Origin of the sequence: Caldicellulosiruptor bescii DSM 6725 (genome assembly GCF_000022325.1) — a bacterium.
Classification (GTDB): domain Bacteria; phylum Bacillota; class Thermoanaerobacteria; order Caldicellulosiruptorales; family Caldicellulosiruptoraceae; genus Caldicellulosiruptor; species Caldicellulosiruptor bescii.
The window spans coordinates 1,543,944-1,558,429 of record NC_012034.1; the positions used below are offsets into that span (position 1 = coordinate 1,543,944).

18 protein-coding genes and 1 other RNA gene are annotated in these 14,486 nt (G+C 33.4%); 1 reads left to right on the plus strand and 18 read right to left on the minus strand.

The features are described from left to right. Positions 1–7: 7 nt before the first annotated feature. The 12 genes from ATHE_RS07270 to nth form a co-directional block, all read right to left on the minus strand. The gene (locus ATHE_RS07270; RefSeq protein ID WP_015907917.1) at positions 8–367 is read right to left on the minus strand and encodes a phage holin family protein; all 360 of its coding nucleotides are present in this window, start codon (positions 365–367) and stop codon (positions 8–10) included. Between the two features lie 45 nt (positions 368–412). Beyond that, positions 413–952 carry a CDP-diacylglycerol--glycerol-3-phosphate 3-phosphatidyltransferase gene (pgsA, locus tag ATHE_RS07275; RefSeq protein ID WP_049760253.1) on the minus strand — a complete coding sequence of 180 codons (540 nt, stop codon included), beginning with the start codon at positions 950–952 and terminating at the stop codon, positions 413–415. Positions 953–1,024: 72 nt separating this feature from the next. After that, positions 1,025–1,669, minus strand: a complete 645-nt coding sequence (locus ATHE_RS07280; RefSeq protein WP_015907919.1) for a single-stranded DNA-binding protein — start codon at positions 1,667–1,669, stop codon at positions 1,025–1,027. Positions 1,670–1,732: 63 nt separating this feature from the next. Beyond that, positions 1,733–2,326 carry a hypothetical protein gene (locus ATHE_RS07285; protein WP_015907920.1) on the minus strand — a complete coding sequence of 198 codons (594 nt, stop codon included), beginning with the start codon at positions 2,324–2,326 and terminating at the stop codon, positions 1,733–1,735. Between the two features lie 67 nt (positions 2,327–2,393). Then, on the minus strand, positions 2,394–3,161 hold the full coding sequence (gene pdaB / locus ATHE_RS07290; RefSeq protein ID WP_015907921.1) for a polysaccharide deacetylase family sporulation protein PdaB: 768 nt from the start codon (positions 3,159–3,161) through the stop codon (positions 2,394–2,396). A 79-nt stretch (positions 3,162–3,240) separates the two neighbouring features. Continuing rightward, entirely contained in the window at positions 3,241–3,696 is a 456-nt protein-coding gene (locus ATHE_RS07295; RefSeq protein WP_015907922.1) for a DivIVA domain-containing protein, read from the minus strand. A 72-nt stretch (positions 3,697–3,768) separates the two neighbouring features. Further along, the gene (locus ATHE_RS07300) at positions 3,769–4,497 is read right to left on the minus strand and encodes a tRNA threonylcarbamoyladenosine dehydratase (protein ID WP_015907923.1); all 729 of its coding nucleotides are present in this window, start codon (positions 4,495–4,497) and stop codon (positions 3,769–3,771) included. Between the two features lie 82 nt (positions 4,498–4,579). Beyond that, positions 4,580–4,788, minus strand: a non-coding RNA gene (gene ssrS / locus ATHE_RS14280) — 6S RNA. Between the two features lie 38 nt (positions 4,789–4,826). Beyond that, entirely contained in the window at positions 4,827–5,819 is a 993-nt protein-coding gene (locus ATHE_RS07305) for an acyl-CoA dehydratase activase (RefSeq protein WP_015907924.1), read from the minus strand. Further along, positions 5,791–6,885 (minus strand): hypothetical protein, encoded by a 1,095-nt coding sequence (locus tag ATHE_RS07310; protein WP_015907925.1) that lies wholly within the window; start codon positions 6,883–6,885, stop codon positions 5,791–5,793. The genes ATHE_RS07305 and ATHE_RS07310 overlap by 29 nt, the downstream gene beginning before the upstream one ends. Then, entirely contained in the window at positions 6,854–7,732 is an 879-nt protein-coding gene (locus ATHE_RS07315; RefSeq protein ID WP_015907926.1) for an acyl-CoA dehydratase activase-related protein, read from the minus strand. Before ATHE_RS07315 ends, ATHE_RS07310 begins: the two co-directional genes overlap by 32 nt. A 94-nt stretch (positions 7,733–7,826) precedes the next feature. After that, positions 7,827–8,462: an endonuclease III gene (nth, locus tag ATHE_RS07320; RefSeq protein ID WP_041727147.1), complete on the minus strand. Its 636-nt coding sequence runs from the start codon at positions 8,460–8,462 to the stop codon at positions 7,827–7,829. Positions 8,463–8,511: 49 nt separating this feature from the next. Here nth and ATHE_RS07325 point away from each other — a divergent pair, with 49 nt between their 5' ends. After that, positions 8,512–8,997, plus strand: a complete 486-nt coding sequence (locus tag ATHE_RS07325; protein WP_015907928.1) for a GNAT family N-acetyltransferase — start codon at positions 8,512–8,514, stop codon at positions 8,995–8,997. Here ATHE_RS07325 and murJ read toward each other — a convergent pair. From murJ to hisH, 6 genes are all read right to left on the minus strand, one after another. Beyond that, positions 8,975–10,546: a murein biosynthesis integral membrane protein MurJ gene (murJ, locus tag ATHE_RS07330; RefSeq protein ID WP_015907929.1), complete on the minus strand. Its 1,572-nt coding sequence runs from the start codon at positions 10,544–10,546 to the stop codon at positions 8,975–8,977. The two genes, ATHE_RS07325 and murJ, sit on opposite strands and share 23 nt — an antisense overlap. 46 nt (positions 10,547–10,592) lie before the next feature. Beyond that, complete coding sequence (locus ATHE_RS07335) at positions 10,593–11,672, minus strand: mannose-1-phosphate guanylyltransferase (protein WP_015907930.1); 1,080 nt, start codon at positions 11,670–11,672, stop codon at positions 10,593–10,595. Positions 11,673–11,770: 98 nt separating this feature from the next. Next, entirely contained in the window at positions 11,771–12,388 is a 618-nt protein-coding gene (gene hisIE / locus ATHE_RS07340; protein ID WP_015907931.1) for a bifunctional phosphoribosyl-AMP cyclohydrolase/phosphoribosyl-ATP diphosphatase HisIE, read from the minus strand. A gap of 1 nt (position 12,389) precedes the next feature. Continuing rightward, positions 12,390–13,142 (minus strand): imidazole glycerol phosphate synthase subunit HisF, encoded by a 753-nt coding sequence (hisF, locus tag ATHE_RS07345; protein ID WP_015907932.1) that lies wholly within the window; start codon positions 13,140–13,142, stop codon positions 12,390–12,392. 26 nt (positions 13,143–13,168) lie between these two features. After that, a complete protein-coding gene (gene hisA, locus ATHE_RS07350) occupies positions 13,169–13,882 on the minus strand; it encodes a 1-(5-phosphoribosyl)-5-[(5-phosphoribosylamino)methylideneamino]imidazole-4-carboxamide isomerase (RefSeq protein ID WP_015907933.1) in 714 nt (237 codons plus the stop codon). Beyond that, positions 13,879–14,484 (minus strand): imidazole glycerol phosphate synthase subunit HisH, encoded by a 606-nt coding sequence (hisH, locus tag ATHE_RS07355; protein ID WP_015907934.1) that lies wholly within the window; start codon positions 14,482–14,484, stop codon positions 13,879–13,881. Before hisH ends, hisA begins: the two co-directional genes overlap by 4 nt. Positions 14,485–14,486: the final 2 nt, after the last annotated feature.

Sequence of the window (14,486 nt, forward strand, 5' to 3'; positions counted from 1 at the left end):
CTTCAATTTAAAATACCCTATCTGGCAAAAATATATCAAACATCCCTACAACAAAAGAGGTAATCAAGTTAGCTATAATGGGTACTTTAATACCTGGTACTGAAATATTACCAAAATACAAAATAGCAAAAGTTACTAAAAAAGCAATTATTCCTCTTCCTATAGGGGTTCTATAAAGTGTTGTTATTCTCTCAATTATATATGTTATCACAGATATTGCTACAATTAAAGCTATTCCTATCATCCAATTACTGAATACAAAGTTGGGGTAGATTAGCTGCATCAAAAGCATCATAAAAGAAGCAACAACAAATCTTACAATTATGCCAAGCCAACTTGCATACCTTTTTTCAGTTTTTTCACTCATAACAAAAGCACCTCCTATTTGTATGTTAACCAACTTACAATGCAGTTATTCACGGGAGGTGCTTTTGAGTCTTTTATATTCATTTACATATTTTGATACATACATCACAAGTGCAAAAATAGCAAAAATTAAAGCTAATATGAGAGTAGGAAAGGATATCTGCCATCTCAAAATTAACGAGACAATGGCTATGTAAAACAAAAAAGTTGAAATTTTCCCATAGATATTAGCAGAAACCACTATTTTTATCTTCCCATATAAGAGAGCTGAACCTAATATCATAAAAATCTCTTTTGCAAGCACAATATAAAAAACCCATGAAGGTATATATTCTTTCAAAACAAGGCACCACAAGACTGTAAGTATCATCAACTTGTCTGCAAGCGGGTCAAATAGCTTTCCAAATTGTGTAATCATATTGTATCTTCGTGCAATAAAACCATCCAAAACATCAGTGAGTCCTGATAATAAAAATATACTCAGCGCTATAAGATAATTGTACTTCAGATGAGAAAGAAATATTGCAGCAAATACTGGTACCAATACAAATCTTAAAATTGTGAGAATATTTGGAAGATTCAACAACTACACCTCTTTTTTCTTTTGTCACTTTTTATGATTTTATCATATTTCAAAGATAATATCTACATCACATCTTTAGCTTACATTCTCACTCTTTTCTACTCTTTCAAGCTTAAATATAGAGACCTCGTAAGCAGTTCTTATCTCTACTCTACCATCTTCCAATTTCTTTTGATAATCTCTACTTTGCACTCTTCCCCATATTTTTATGTTATCACCTATTTGAAAGGTACTTGCAAAACGAGCATTTCTTCCCCAAGCAATACAAGGTATATAATCTGACTTCCCGTATAGCCTATTTACGGCGAGCAAAATATCTGTTATTTCTCTTCCTAAAGGCGTGGTACGGTACTGAGGTTTTTTGCACACATATCCATTTAAGAATATCTCATTGATATTCTTCGAAGGGTCAATGCTCTCAACATTTTTAATGTCCCTTGCAAATACTGTTAAGATGAGTCTGTTTCCCACATTTGAAGGATTGTTGTATGACCTAAACTGTCCTAATACTTCTGCCAAGCTTCCCTCTTCAAGATTTACATTGATTAAAAGTCTATCAGAAACTGTTACAATTAAAATATCCTTTTGCTGAGAGAGCCTTGGAACTTCAAGCTTAAATGTAAAAAATTTCTCACCAAAACTCTCATGACTAAAATTAAGTGGAGTAACAACCTTTCCACATAAGTAAACTCTGTTGTTTTCTAAAGGATTTTGAGACATGGCAAACACTCATCCTTTCGTACTTTATTAGCCTATTTTTATACTATTCAACAAACTAAATTTTTAGACATTCAAATTCAAACCACACAAACTTTTTAAAGTAGCAGAAATCACACAGACAGATATCCCCTCTTCCTCTTTTTGTAGATCTTCTTTTTCTTTTATTTCTTTCTCGGCAATAATATTGCCGTCAATAGTTTCAACAGCTCTCTGGAAGAAAAGGCTTATGCTTACCTTGTTATCATTGCCATAATCAAGATGAGTTATATTTATGGTGTTTTGGGATGAAAAGCCTATGTCAACAACCTTACAAGAAGCATTTTTTAATACCAAAGGTACGTTATTATCCATAAAGATTAAAATTTTCTGGTGTTTATCAAAAATGTCTTCCCACTTATCTAAAATCTCGTTCTGAAGTACAACAACCAGTTCACAATATTTAATAACATTTTGTGGACAATCTAAATAAAAAATGATATAATTAAATGGAAGATTAAAGTTTGTAAGCAAATTTGTAATTTTTTCGGTATTGATTTTTTCATTCGCTAAATCTATCTCTAATATTTTTTTACCCTTTTTTTTTACAAAATCAACAAAGTCGCTTTTAAACATCTCTTTGTACGATGGGTTTTTATACAATACGCCTATTTTTACCATTTTATTTTTCTCCCCGCTGTTTTTTACCGCATATATTAGTGTGACCATTCTTCTTTCAATTATTAAGTCACCTTACTATTTTCCTCTGAACACCTTGATGGTCAACATAATAACCATCTTTGTATATTAGCTCTGATACTGTTACAAATTGATATCCCTGCTTGGAAAGACTACTTAGTATAATTGACAGAGCGAATTTAGTATTTTTGGCATTATTATGAAACAATACAATTGAACCGCTTTTTACTCTCTTTAATACTCTCTGTGCAATCTCTTGGGCAGATAAATCTTTCCAATCAAGTGAATCAACATCCCATTGGATAACATAATATCCCAAGGAAGAAAGAGTTCTTATTAAAGTGTTATTGTAATCGCCATATGGAGGTCTAAAAACCACTGGCTTTTTATGAATAATTCTCATAATTTTTTCTTCACAGCTTTTGACATCTCTAATTATCTCAGATTCAGATAATCTTGACATGTGAAGATGCTTGTTAGAATGGCTTCCTATTTCATGCCCTTGACTGAAGATATTTTTTACATCTTCAGGATATTTCTCTACCCAAAATCCTACAAGGAAAAAAGTAGCTTTTGCATTGAATTTTTTGAGTATACTAAGCAGTTCTTTTGTATCGTCGTTTCCCCATGCAGCATCGAATGTTAACGCTATTTTCTTGTCATTTCTGTCAACACAGTAAATTGGTAGAAGCTTTTTTTGATTTATAACCTCTACAGTTAGCCTTGAATAGATAAATATAGTATTTATTGTAAGCAAAACAAGAATTGTGATTAGGACCAGCTTCATAATTTTGGAAATGTTAAACACTCTTATCATTACTCATTCCACAAAGTTTGTTCTAAGGTAAATTTATGAAAATGGCAGAAATAATATGAAAAAATAGAGTAGCATATTTTTACATAATGCTACTCTCTTCTTGAAGTTCAGATTGAGAATCTCTCACAGTTTTTTCATCAAATTTTGAAATGAAGGATTGAAGTTCTCCTTTTATTCGCTTTATTTCGTCTTTTAAATTTTGAAGAAGTTTTTCATGCTCTTCAATTTCAGCAAGAAGAGCTCTTTTTTTATTTTCTCCTTCTTCAATTGCTTTTGATACAATACTCTCTGCTTTTTCCTGAGCAATTATGAGAAGTTCTGCTATTTTTATTTTCTGTTCGTTCAATTTTGAAAGCTCTTCCTCAAGCTTTTTCAAAGTATTTTTTAGCTCCTCATTTTCCTTCTTAAGTTCTTCAATCTTTTCCTGTTTTTCTTTTATTTCCTTTTCATAGGTCATCTCCAAATTGTTTAAATACTCTATAACAGAGCTTGGTTTAAACCCCCTAAAAGTTCTTGCAAATTTGTATGTATTCATTTTTCCCTCCAGATTCTCTTAAGACCTTTTTGAATATTTTAACATAAAAAAGATTATTTTTGTATATCAAAATTAATCACCAAAAACCAAGTCCTTTACCACCTCATAAGCCATAATAAATCCTGCAACAGGTGGAACAAACGAAATACTTGCTGGTACATGCTTTTTCTCTGACTCTTCTTTTAAATATCTATAATCGGGTTTTGATGGTTTTTCCTCAGAGTACACAACCTTTAAACTCTTAATATTTTCTTTTCTCAGAATACTTCTAAGTTTTTTAGCGAGTGGACAATAACGTGTAGAATATATATCAGAAACTTTTATAAGCAAAGGATTTATCCTATTGCCCATACCCATACAGCTTATTATTTTTATGTTCTCTTTTGTAGCAAATTTTATAAGTGCAACCTTTGCCCCAATATCATCTATTGCATCTAATATATAATCTAAATTCTTATTCCCAAAAATCTTACAAATATTCTCAGATGTAATTTTATTTGGTATTATCTCTATTTTCACAAAAGGATTAATTTCAACTGCCCTTTCATGTGCAATATCCACTTTATATCTACCTATATTTGGAATTGCAGCTATCAGTTGACGGTTCAAGTTAGAGGGAACAACTCTATCTTTGTCAACAATAACAAAATTTCCTACTCCACAACGAACAAGAGCTTCAAACGCAAAACTTCCAACTCCACCAAGCCCACATACTGCTATTTTTGCCTTTGACAGTTTTTCAATCTTATCTTCTCCAATCAGCATCATAGTTCTTTGGAAAATATCTGCTGGACCTATCAATATTCTTATTCTCTCCTCTCACAAGAAAATCAAAAAAATAAAAGACCCTCTTTTGTTTTTTGGGTCTTTCTTCTTTTATGTCAGGAACTCCACCATGCCGTCCTCAGGGAGTTTCCCAGACCCTGCCTCAGCAGGTGGGTATCCTGCCAATAGCTTTGCATTACTTCCTGTTTGTCACCCAAGCAAAACCTTGGGTGGGAAGCCTATGCGCCACTATTGGACTCCGGATTCCCTTTTTTGATGGTGTTGGCCTGGAACTTCACCATCTTGTAACGCACACGGCAGAGTTCCTGCCATAGCTTTGTTTTGTTATTCTTAATTTAAATATATCACAGATTTTTAGAGTTTTCAATATGATAATTCCTATTAGATGAGTATTTCTGGCATTTATCACCCCACCTTGCCACTAAATTGCCATTATTATAAAAACTAACAACCTCACAATAGTTTGAGCAGTCATGGCACTCAAATCCTTTTGTCTCAAATTTGCACCTGTGTATGTTTTCAAAACCTCTGAATTTGGTGATAAGACCTTTTGTCCTCTCTTTTGCCAAAAGTGCAATACCTATTGCCCCCATAACATTATAGTATTTGGGAACTATAATCTGAATTCCAAGAAGCTCTTCGAATGCCTTTTTCATTGCTATATTTGCCGCAACACCTCCTTGAAATAGTATTGGACTTTCCAACCTTTTTCCTTTTGCCAAATTAGCAAGATAGTTTCTTGCCAGAGCTAAACAAAGCCCAAAAAGAATATCTTCACAAGGATGTCCAAGCTGCTGTTTGTGAATCATATCTGACTCAGCAAATACAGCACACCTGCCAGCTATTCTTACAGGATTTTGTGATTTTATTGCTATCTCACCAAATTTTTCTATTGGAATATTAAGTCTTTCTGCTTGCCTATCTAAAAAAGAACCTGTTCCTGCAGCACAGATTGTATTCATAGCAAAATCAATAACAATTCTATCTTTTATTAAAATTATTTTCGAATCTTGTCCACCTATTTCAATTATAGTTCTTACATCAGGTACAAAAAAGATTGCAGATTTTGCATGAGCAGTTATCTCATTTTTTACAATATCTGCTCCTACCACCAGCGATGCCAAATGTCTTCCTGACCCTGTAGTACCAACTCCTTTTATTTTCAACCTGTCTCCATACTTTTCATACAAAGTGCTAAGAGCCTTTTGTAAAATTTCAATAGGCTTTCCTTGGGTTCTGAGATATATGCTTTCAATTACTTCACCATTTTTATCAATCAAGACTACATTGGTACTAACAGAACCAATATCAATCCCAAGAAATAACTCTTCTTTCAAATTTCTCACTCCTTGCTTCAATTAGGTCTAAAAAGGCTTCTAAACGTGTTTTAATTCCTACGTCACTGTCAACTTCGTCTACTACAACGTGTAGTATAGGAATATTTATTTGATTTTTTATACCGTTTAATACTGATTTTGCTATTATTTCTGGCATACATGTGAGAGGAAAAATATGCAATATTCCATCATATTTCTGGGTTGCATAGTATTTGGCATAAGAAATGGTCTCTCGTGCGTGACCTCCAATTAAAACTGGCATTACATCTTTAGAATATCTCTTAACAATTGGATCTTCCCTTTTAAATATTGGATATATTAGATGTGTATCAATCCACTGGGAAATATAAAGATTTCTTTCAACCTCACATCCCATCTCACCAAGTATTTTTTCTATGTTCAAGCTTGAAAAACTATCGATAATAGTATATATTTCTCCTACAATTCCTATTTTTCTGACCTTCTCATTTACAATGTATAAGTTGTCAAGCAAAACATTCGTGGTATCAACCAATCTTTCCATTTGATCAATTCCGAAAACTTTTATTGCTTCATTTCTGAATTTTTCATATATTTTATCTACACTTCCCTTAACCATTTCCCTTGGTCTTAAAAAATGTACTTTTTTCTCAATCCCATCTACCTTTTTGGCTAACCTATACACTCTTTTTAATACACTGGCTATATTTTTTCTTGCAAATATCTTACTTACCCGCTCCAAAAAATTCCTAAAACCATAAAAAAGAGGTTCGATGACTATCATCTCTACATCATAGCCCAAATCTTTGAGAATCTCTTTTTCAAGTGCACCATAGTATCCAAATCTACACGGTCCACATCCACCAAAAATTACAATAGTGTTAGCACCCATTTCAATTGCTTGAATGAAATTTCCCATGTTCAATTTAAAAGGTAGACAAATAAATTCGGGTGAAAGTCTCTTTCCAATTTCAAGAGCACTTTTGTTGTTATATGGAGGAATGACCACTTCAAATCCAAGTTCTTCAAAAAGTGCTTTGCCTATGATAAATAGATTACCCATATGTGGAAATGTTATTTTTCTCATCACTTTTTCTCCTCCATTCAATCATATCTAAATATGCTTCTATTCTTGTTAGTATCCCCACATCAGCACCGTGTTCATCCACAGTTATACAAAGATAAGGCAGTCCTACTTTATTGCATTTTCTCATAATCAGTTCCTGCAAAAAAGAATCAATCCCACATCCAAATGTCATAAGGTACACTGTGCCGTCAATTTGTGTATTATTTACTGCCCATTCAAAATAATTGTAAATATCCCTTGCAGAGGACCAGAAGAACTCCTTTGGCAAATCAGAGGAGATATAAAAAGAACTAAAACGATAGTATGCGGGGTAAATAGGATTGTAGCCTGCGTTTTTTATAGTTTCCAATATACCTTTGTTTAAAAATTCATCAAAGATTACATAGCTATGTGCTAATACCAGTATATTTTTAGTTTTAGCTATCTTGGCCATAGGAAAATCAAAAAGATGTTCATTTTTCATACTTTTTTCTGACATTATTTTTCTCTTTTTTCTTAAATTTATCTCCGGGACTATAAGCCCAACTCCACAGTAGCTGGTTTTTATGATATCTGGAATACCAATAATCTTGGGGCATGAATATGTGCCTGGTAATAAAGAAACAAGGCGTGGCAAAAACAACACATCTACATTCTTTTTTCTTATAAGATATTCTACATGTCCAATAAAAATTTTGGCAGGGATACAAAGTTCATCGCAGCTATTTTTAAGTCCATATTCTACCATTTCTTTTGTTGTCTTGCCTGAAAAGATTATTTGAGAATCTTCTAAGACTTCTGGTATAACTCTTATAAAAAAGTTTTCCATTCCAGCATAGCAAAAACTATTTGGAACTCCTACCTTCACTTTTTCAATTCTTCCTTTCAAAGATTGAGACCGTTTTTTCTATTTACTTATTTTTCACCACTTTGGCAGTAAAAATACAAAAAAATAGGCCCTTCTATTTTCGGGCCTTGAAATATTCACAAACATCTTTTATAGTACACACTTCACATCTTGGCTTTATTGCCTTACAAACTGCTCTCCCATGGTAAACCATCAAATTGCTAAATATAGTGTACAACTGAGGCTCTACAATCTTCTTTAGCTCAAACTCTATCTTTGTTGCATCTTTACTATTTACAAGTCCAAGCCTGTTTGACAATCTTTTGCAGTGAGTGTCAACTATTATGGAAGGTATTCCATAGATATTTGCCATTATTACATTTGCTGTCTTTCTCCCAACTCCTTTAAGTTTTACAAGTTCTTCAATAGTAGTTGGCAACGTACCATTATATTTTTCAACTAAGATTCTTGCAGTCTCTTTTATACTTTTAGCTTTATTTTTATAAAACCCAACAGGCTTTATGTCGTTCTCAAGCTCAGAGATATTTGCCTCTGCAAAGCTTTCAAGTGTAGGATACTTTTTGAAAAGCTCAGCAGTAATCTTATTTACACGCTCGTCTGTACTTTGTGCTGCCAAAATGGTTGCAATCAAAAGCTCATATGGTTTATTATAATTTAAAGTACACTTTGGCTGTGGATAAATTTTTAAAAGTTCTTTTATTACATAGCTTACTTTTTCTTTTTTAGTAATTTTCGTTCACTCCTTAAGAATTTTTTAATGAAAGGAGAAAAAAGGTAAAATGAACATTCGTAAAGCAACAATTTCTGATATCACAAACATGCTTTATATCTATAACTATGAAGTTTTGAATTCAACATCCACATTCGATATTCATCCCAAGACCACAGAAGATTTTTTGAAATTGCTTGACAGCCATAGCAACAAATACTCTATTTATGTAGCAGAAGAAAATTCCACTATATTGGGATATGGGTATCTTTCTCCATTCTCAGAAAAAGAAGCTTATTCAATCACAGTTGAAGATACTATATATATACATCCATTGCACAGAGGCAAAGGCATTGGCAAGCAGATTTTAAAATTCTTAATAGAAAAAGCTAAAGACACAGGGGCTGCCAACATAATTGCAAAAGTGTGTGCTGAAAACTATATAAGTTTGCATCTACACAAATCATTTGGTTTTGTAGAAGTCGGAAAGCTAATCAAAGTTGGTAGCAAATTTGGTAGGTTTTTGGATGTTATTATTTTACAGCTAATCCTTTAACCTTTTTTATTATTTTTATTGAGTTTTCCAATATCCACTGAGCTTCTTTTATTTTCAATAAATATATTACTGTACTATATGAAATTACACCGACAAATCCCCAGATCAAAAGATTAGTTACCTTAGTTATAAATGTCACAGGCGTTTTTATTTGTATCAGATTTTTCACTAAAATAATACTTATAACCATCACAAAAGAAGCAAATAGTGCTTTTACAAAGACTATCATTGAGCTTTTTAGATCAATCTTTCCTATCTTTTTAAACAAACTACGCATAAGTAAAAATACTGATACATATGCAACAATACTTGTACCCAGCGCTAAACCTCTGTGTTTTAGGTATTTGACAAGAACGATATTTAAAACTATATTAATTGCTACAGCTAAAATACCATTTTTCATTGGTGTGAGAGTATCCTGGATTGAATAAAAAGTTCTGCTAAGGATTTCTCTTACTGCATAACCTAAATACCCTAAGGAAAAAAACATAAGAGCACCACTTGTCAGATAAGTTGAACGGCTATCAAATGCCCCTCTTTCATATACAAACTGGACAATCTCACGTGATAATACCAAAACTGCAGCTGTAATAGGCACCATAATCAATATGAGAGAATTTATAGAAAGTACCAAATATTTTTTGAACTCTTCTTTCTTTTCACTTGAAAAAAATCGTGATAAATACGGATAAATTACAGCAGAGATCGAGCTACTAAATATACCATAAACTACTCCATTTAGTTTATCTGCAAAGTTCAAAGCTGAAATACTTCCCTCAGGTAAAAAGGAAGCCAAGTACCTATCAACAAAAGAATTAAGTGACATAACCGACGAACCAATAAATACAGGCAGAACAAGCTTAAAAAGTTTGATTATGTATGGGTCACGTAAATTAATATCTAATTTAAATTTAAACCCCTTTTTGACTGCAAACGGCATTTGAAATAACACCATCGAAAAGTATCCAAGTACAAACGCAACAGCAACACCATAGATGTCAAATTCTTTCTTTAAAAAAGCTGAAAAGATGATAATTACATTGAATGGTAGTCCTACAAGTACAGGCACCACAAAATTTTCATTAGACTGAAGAAATCCTTGCAAGATAAAGTTAGCTCCTAAAAAGATTATATAAAAAAATGTAATTCTCATCAGTTGCCAAGTTAAGTTTTTTGAAGACTCATCAAATCCCTTAAAGATTGTTTTAACTATAAAAGGTGAAAGAAAAGAACCTACTACTGCCACAATGAGCGCAGCTATCACAATTAAAAAAAGTGATTTGCTGGCAAATCTACTTGCTTTCTCTTTGCTTTCTTTTACTAATATCTCATTGTATATAGGGATAAAGGTAGTAGAAAAAGAAGCCAAAATACTTGCAAAAAAAACGCCCGGCAACAGCTGGGCTGCAATCAAAGAGTCCAATTTATAACTCGTCCCGTAGAAAGCACCTAAAACAACCTCACGCAAAAATCCAAACAATTTTGACAGTATAGTTGTAATGATAACAAAAAAAGTAGCTTTAGTAATTTTTTTGGCGCTGTCAGACATATAAGACCGCCCTTCTTAAAAAAATAATGACGAGCTAATAAAAAGATTATATAAACTTGTCCAGCTTTCGTTCTTTGAGAATTTCAACAATCTTTTTAACATCCTGTGCTCTGTTTTTTGCACAAACAAGAACTGCATCTTCTGTCTCAGCAATAATTACATCAGATACATTAATTGTGGCGATAAGTCTGTTGTTTCCATAAATTATGCAGTCACGCGTATCAATCCCAACATGCAAAGCTTTCACAATGTTACCATCATCGTCTGGTGGAAATATTGCACCAAGAGAATCCCATGACCCCACATCATTCCAGCCAAAATCGCCAGGTACCACTACCACCTCGTCAGCTCTTTCCATTATCCCATAGTCAATAGATATATCCTGAAGAGATGGATATATCTCTCCTATTTTCTCAAACTCTTGGTCTGTCCAAAGATACTCATATACAGAATAAAATCTATTGTAGATTCTGGGTAGGAATCTATTGAAGTTTTGAATGATTGTGTCTATCTTCCACACGAACATACCACTGTTCCACAGGTAATTACCGCTTTTTATATACGCTTTTGCTCTGTCAAATGATGGCTTTTCTACAAATTCCAAAACCTCATAAGCTTTTTTCTCATATTTATCACTTGAATCTATGTCAAATTTTATATAACCGTAGCCAGTTGATGGGAAAGTTGGATTTATTCCAATTGTTATGAGCTTGTCATGCTTTTCAGCAATTTCAATGCAGGTATTTATTACTTCAGCAAATCCCTCGTTATCTTTAATATAGTGGTCAGATGGAAATACACACATTATTCCATCTTCATGTATTTTTTTAATTTTAAGTGCAGCATATAAAATACAAGCTGCAGTGTTTCTTCCAATTGGTTCATAAATGATGTTATTTCTATCTATCTCTTCATCAAGTACCTTCTCTATCATCTCTTTTTGGTTTATGTTTGTGACAATAAAAATGTTTTTCTTGGGAATGACCTTTGATATCCTATCAATTGTTTCATTTATCAAAATGTCATTTCCAGAGAGGTTTAAAAATTGCTTCGGAGACGAGCTTCGTGACAAAGGCCAAAACCTTGTACCGCCACCACCTGCCATAACCACTGCAAATCTTTGCATTTTTAAACCCCTCCTCTTTAAGAAATAGTAAAAATCTTCAACATTTATATTATATAATATTTTTCAAATTTTAAACAATGGAAAAAAGTCAAAAAGTATTATTTTCTTCTTTCCTCCAAGCTTTTTAAAATATCTGTCCAGTCAAGGTTAAAATACGCCAGTAAAACGCTCAAGTGGTACATCAAATCAGATATCTCATATATTACTTCTTCTTTTTTACCATTCTTTGCTCCAATTACTACCTCTGTTGCCTCCTCGCCAATCTTTTTAAGTATCTTATCAAGTCCCTTTTCAAATAGGTAAGAGGTATACGAACCTTCTATCTTATTTTGCTTTCTATCATTAATTGTTTTCATTAGTTCAAAAATAATGTCAGTTGCCACCTTTTTTATATCACCTTCCAATGCGGTGAAAAAACATGTTTTGTTGCCAGTATGACATGCAACCCCTGTTTGTTCAACAATGGCAAGCAAGGTATCACCATCACAGTCTAAAAATAAACCTTTTAATTTTTGGACATTGCCTGAAGTCTCCCCTTTTCTCCATATCTTGTTTCTGCTTCGGCTAAAATAGTGCATATACCCTGTCTGAATGGTAAGTTCTAAAGCTTCCTTGTTCATGTACGCCAACATAAGTACTTCACCTGTTGAGCTATCCTGTACAACAACAGGCACAAGTCCATTTTGGTCAAACTTCAAAGCTGAAATATCTATCATTTTATATCCTCACCTCAATGCCATGATCTTTTAAGTAACCCTTTAAATCCCCAATTAAAATCTCTCCAAAATGAAATATAGAAGCAGCCAAAGCAGCTTCTGCTCCAGCCTTGAAAGCCTCCAAAAAATGCTCTGGCCTGCCAGCACCACCTGAAGCAATGACAGGAATATTTACGCTGCTACAAATAGCCTCTAAAAGCTCTAAATCATACCCTGCTTTTGTTCCGTCTCTGTCCATTGAGGTAAGTAGTATCTCGCCTGCCCCTCTCATTTCAACTTCTTTTGCCCACTTTACAGCGTCAAGTCCTGTGTCTATCCTTCCTCCGTTTATATACACATGAAAACCGTCACTGTGCCTTTTTGCATCAATTGCCACCACAATACACTGTGAACCAAAAACCTTTGCAGCTTCATTTACAAGGTCAGGGTTCTTAACCGCTGCAGAGTTAATTGAAACCTTATCAGCACCAGCCAAAAGTAAATTTCTAATGTCATCTAAATTTCTTATTCCACCGCCTACCGTAAAAGGAATAAAAACTTTTTCAGCTACATTCTTTACAACCTCTATCATTATATTTCTCTCTTCATGCGATGCTGTAATATCTAAAAACACAAGCTCATCAGCACCAAGTTGGTTATATTTTTGAGCACTTTCGACAGGGTCACCAGCATCAACAAGGTTGATAAAGTTTATTCCTTTAACAACCCTTCCTCTATTGACATCAAGACAGGGAATTATTCTCTTTGCAACCACTTGTATCCTTCTCCTTAATTGAATATTTAAAGTAAATTAATTACCTCCTCTAATTTGAGCTGTCCTGTATAAAGAGCTTTTCCAACAACTGCCGCATCAACACCTATACTTTTAAGCCTCATAATATCCTCTTTTGTTGAAATCCCACCTGATGCTGTTAAAAAACCATCAAAAAGTTCTCGAATATATTTTGCAGCTTCAAAGTTATGTCCTTTTAGCATCCCATCAGTTGTTATATCTGTATAAATAAGCCTTTCAAATCCCAAAGTTTTTATTTTCATAATTCCTTCTTCAATGGTAATTGTTGTTGCTTCCTGCCATCCAGAAAGTTTTACAAAACCATCTTTAAAGTCAAGAGAAGCAATAAATCTTTCTTTACCAAACACCTTCATAACTTCATTTACAAAATCAGGATTTTTAAAGATTACAGAACCCAAAATGATATAGTTAACTCCTGAAGATATATAAAGCTCAACAGTAGCCTTGTCTCTAATGCCACCACCACATTCAACTGTCAAGGATGTAACTCTTTTTATGTTTCTTATAACTTCAAAATTCACTGGCCTTCCAACTTTTGCTCCATCCAAATCAACAACATGGACGTATTTAGCACCACTTTTTTCAAAAAGTTTTGCCTGCTCAATTGGGTCTGAATTGAACAGTTGAACCTGACTATAATCTCCCTGAGTAAGTCTTACGCACTTTCCATCTATAAGGTCTATTGCAGGAATAACAATCATAGCAATCCCCCAAAGTTCTTAAGTATTTGCAGTCCCACTTCACCACTTTTTTCAGGATGAAACTGAGTAGCAAATATATTGCCACTTTCTATTGAAGAGTCAAACTCAATACCATGCTCACACACAGAAGATACTATTGATTTATCTCTATTTTCCACATAATACGAATGAACAAAATACACAAACTGGTTATCCACACCCTTTAAAAGTTTTGAATTTCCTTTAACTTTTATCCTGTTCCATCCCATGTGTGGAATTTTGATGTTCTCTTTTTGAGGAAACTTTTTGACCTCTCCGTTGAAAATTCTTAAACCCTCACAATTGCCTTCTTCGCTAAATTCGTACAAGAGCTGATAACCCAAGCAAATACCCAAAAATAAAGACTCTTTTATTTTTTTTTTCAAGACATCAACAAGGCCAAATCTTTCAAGGTTTGATACAGCTACGTCAAATGCTCCTACTCCTGGTAAAACAATTGCCTCGGCCTTTTCAATTTCATCTTTGCTTGATGTAACAAAAGCTCTAAAGCCTATGTATTCAAATGCTTTTTGTACACTCCTTAAGTTTCCCATCCCATAGTCCACAATGCATATTTTTTTCACAA

Bases quoted from the DNA above. Each gene is read 5' to 3' on its own strand.
- murJ (WP_015907929.1), bottom strand. From the start codon at position 10,546: ATGTCTGACAGCGCCAAAAAAATTACTAAAGCTACTTTTTTTGTTATC.
- ATHE_RS07310 (WP_015907925.1), bottom strand. From the start codon at position 6,885: ATGAGAAAAATAACATTTCCACATATGGGTAATCTATTTATCATAGGC.
- hisIE (WP_015907931.1), bottom strand. From the start codon at position 12,388: ATGATAGATATTTCAGCTTTGAAGTTTGACCAAAATGGACTTGTGCCT.
- ATHE_RS07325 (WP_015907928.1), top strand. From the start codon at position 8,512: ATGAACATTCGTAAAGCAACAATTTCTGATATCACAAACATGCTTTAT.
- ATHE_RS07270 (WP_015907917.1), bottom strand. From the start codon at position 367: ATGAGTGAAAAAACTGAAAAAAGGTATGCAAGTTGGCTTGGCATAATT.
- ATHE_RS07295 (WP_015907922.1), bottom strand. From the start codon at position 3,696: ATGAATACATACAAATTTGCAAGAACTTTTAGGGGGTTTAAACCAAGC.
- ATHE_RS07335 (WP_015907930.1), bottom strand. From the start codon at position 11,672: ATGCAAAGATTTGCAGTGGTTATGGCAGGTGGTGGCGGTACAAGGTTT.
- ATHE_RS07285 (WP_015907920.1), bottom strand. From the start codon at position 2,326: ATGGTAAAAATAGGCGTATTGTATAAAAACCCATCGTACAAAGAGATG.
- pdaB (WP_015907921.1), bottom strand. From the start codon at position 3,161: ATGATAAGAGTGTTTAACATTTCCAAAATTATGAAGCTGGTCCTAATC.
- hisA (WP_015907933.1), bottom strand. From the start codon at position 13,882: ATGATTGTTATTCCTGCAATAGACCTTATAGATGGAAAGTGCGTAAGA.
- ATHE_RS07280 (WP_015907919.1), bottom strand. From the start codon at position 1,669: ATGTCTCAAAATCCTTTAGAAAACAACAGAGTTTACTTATGTGGAAAG.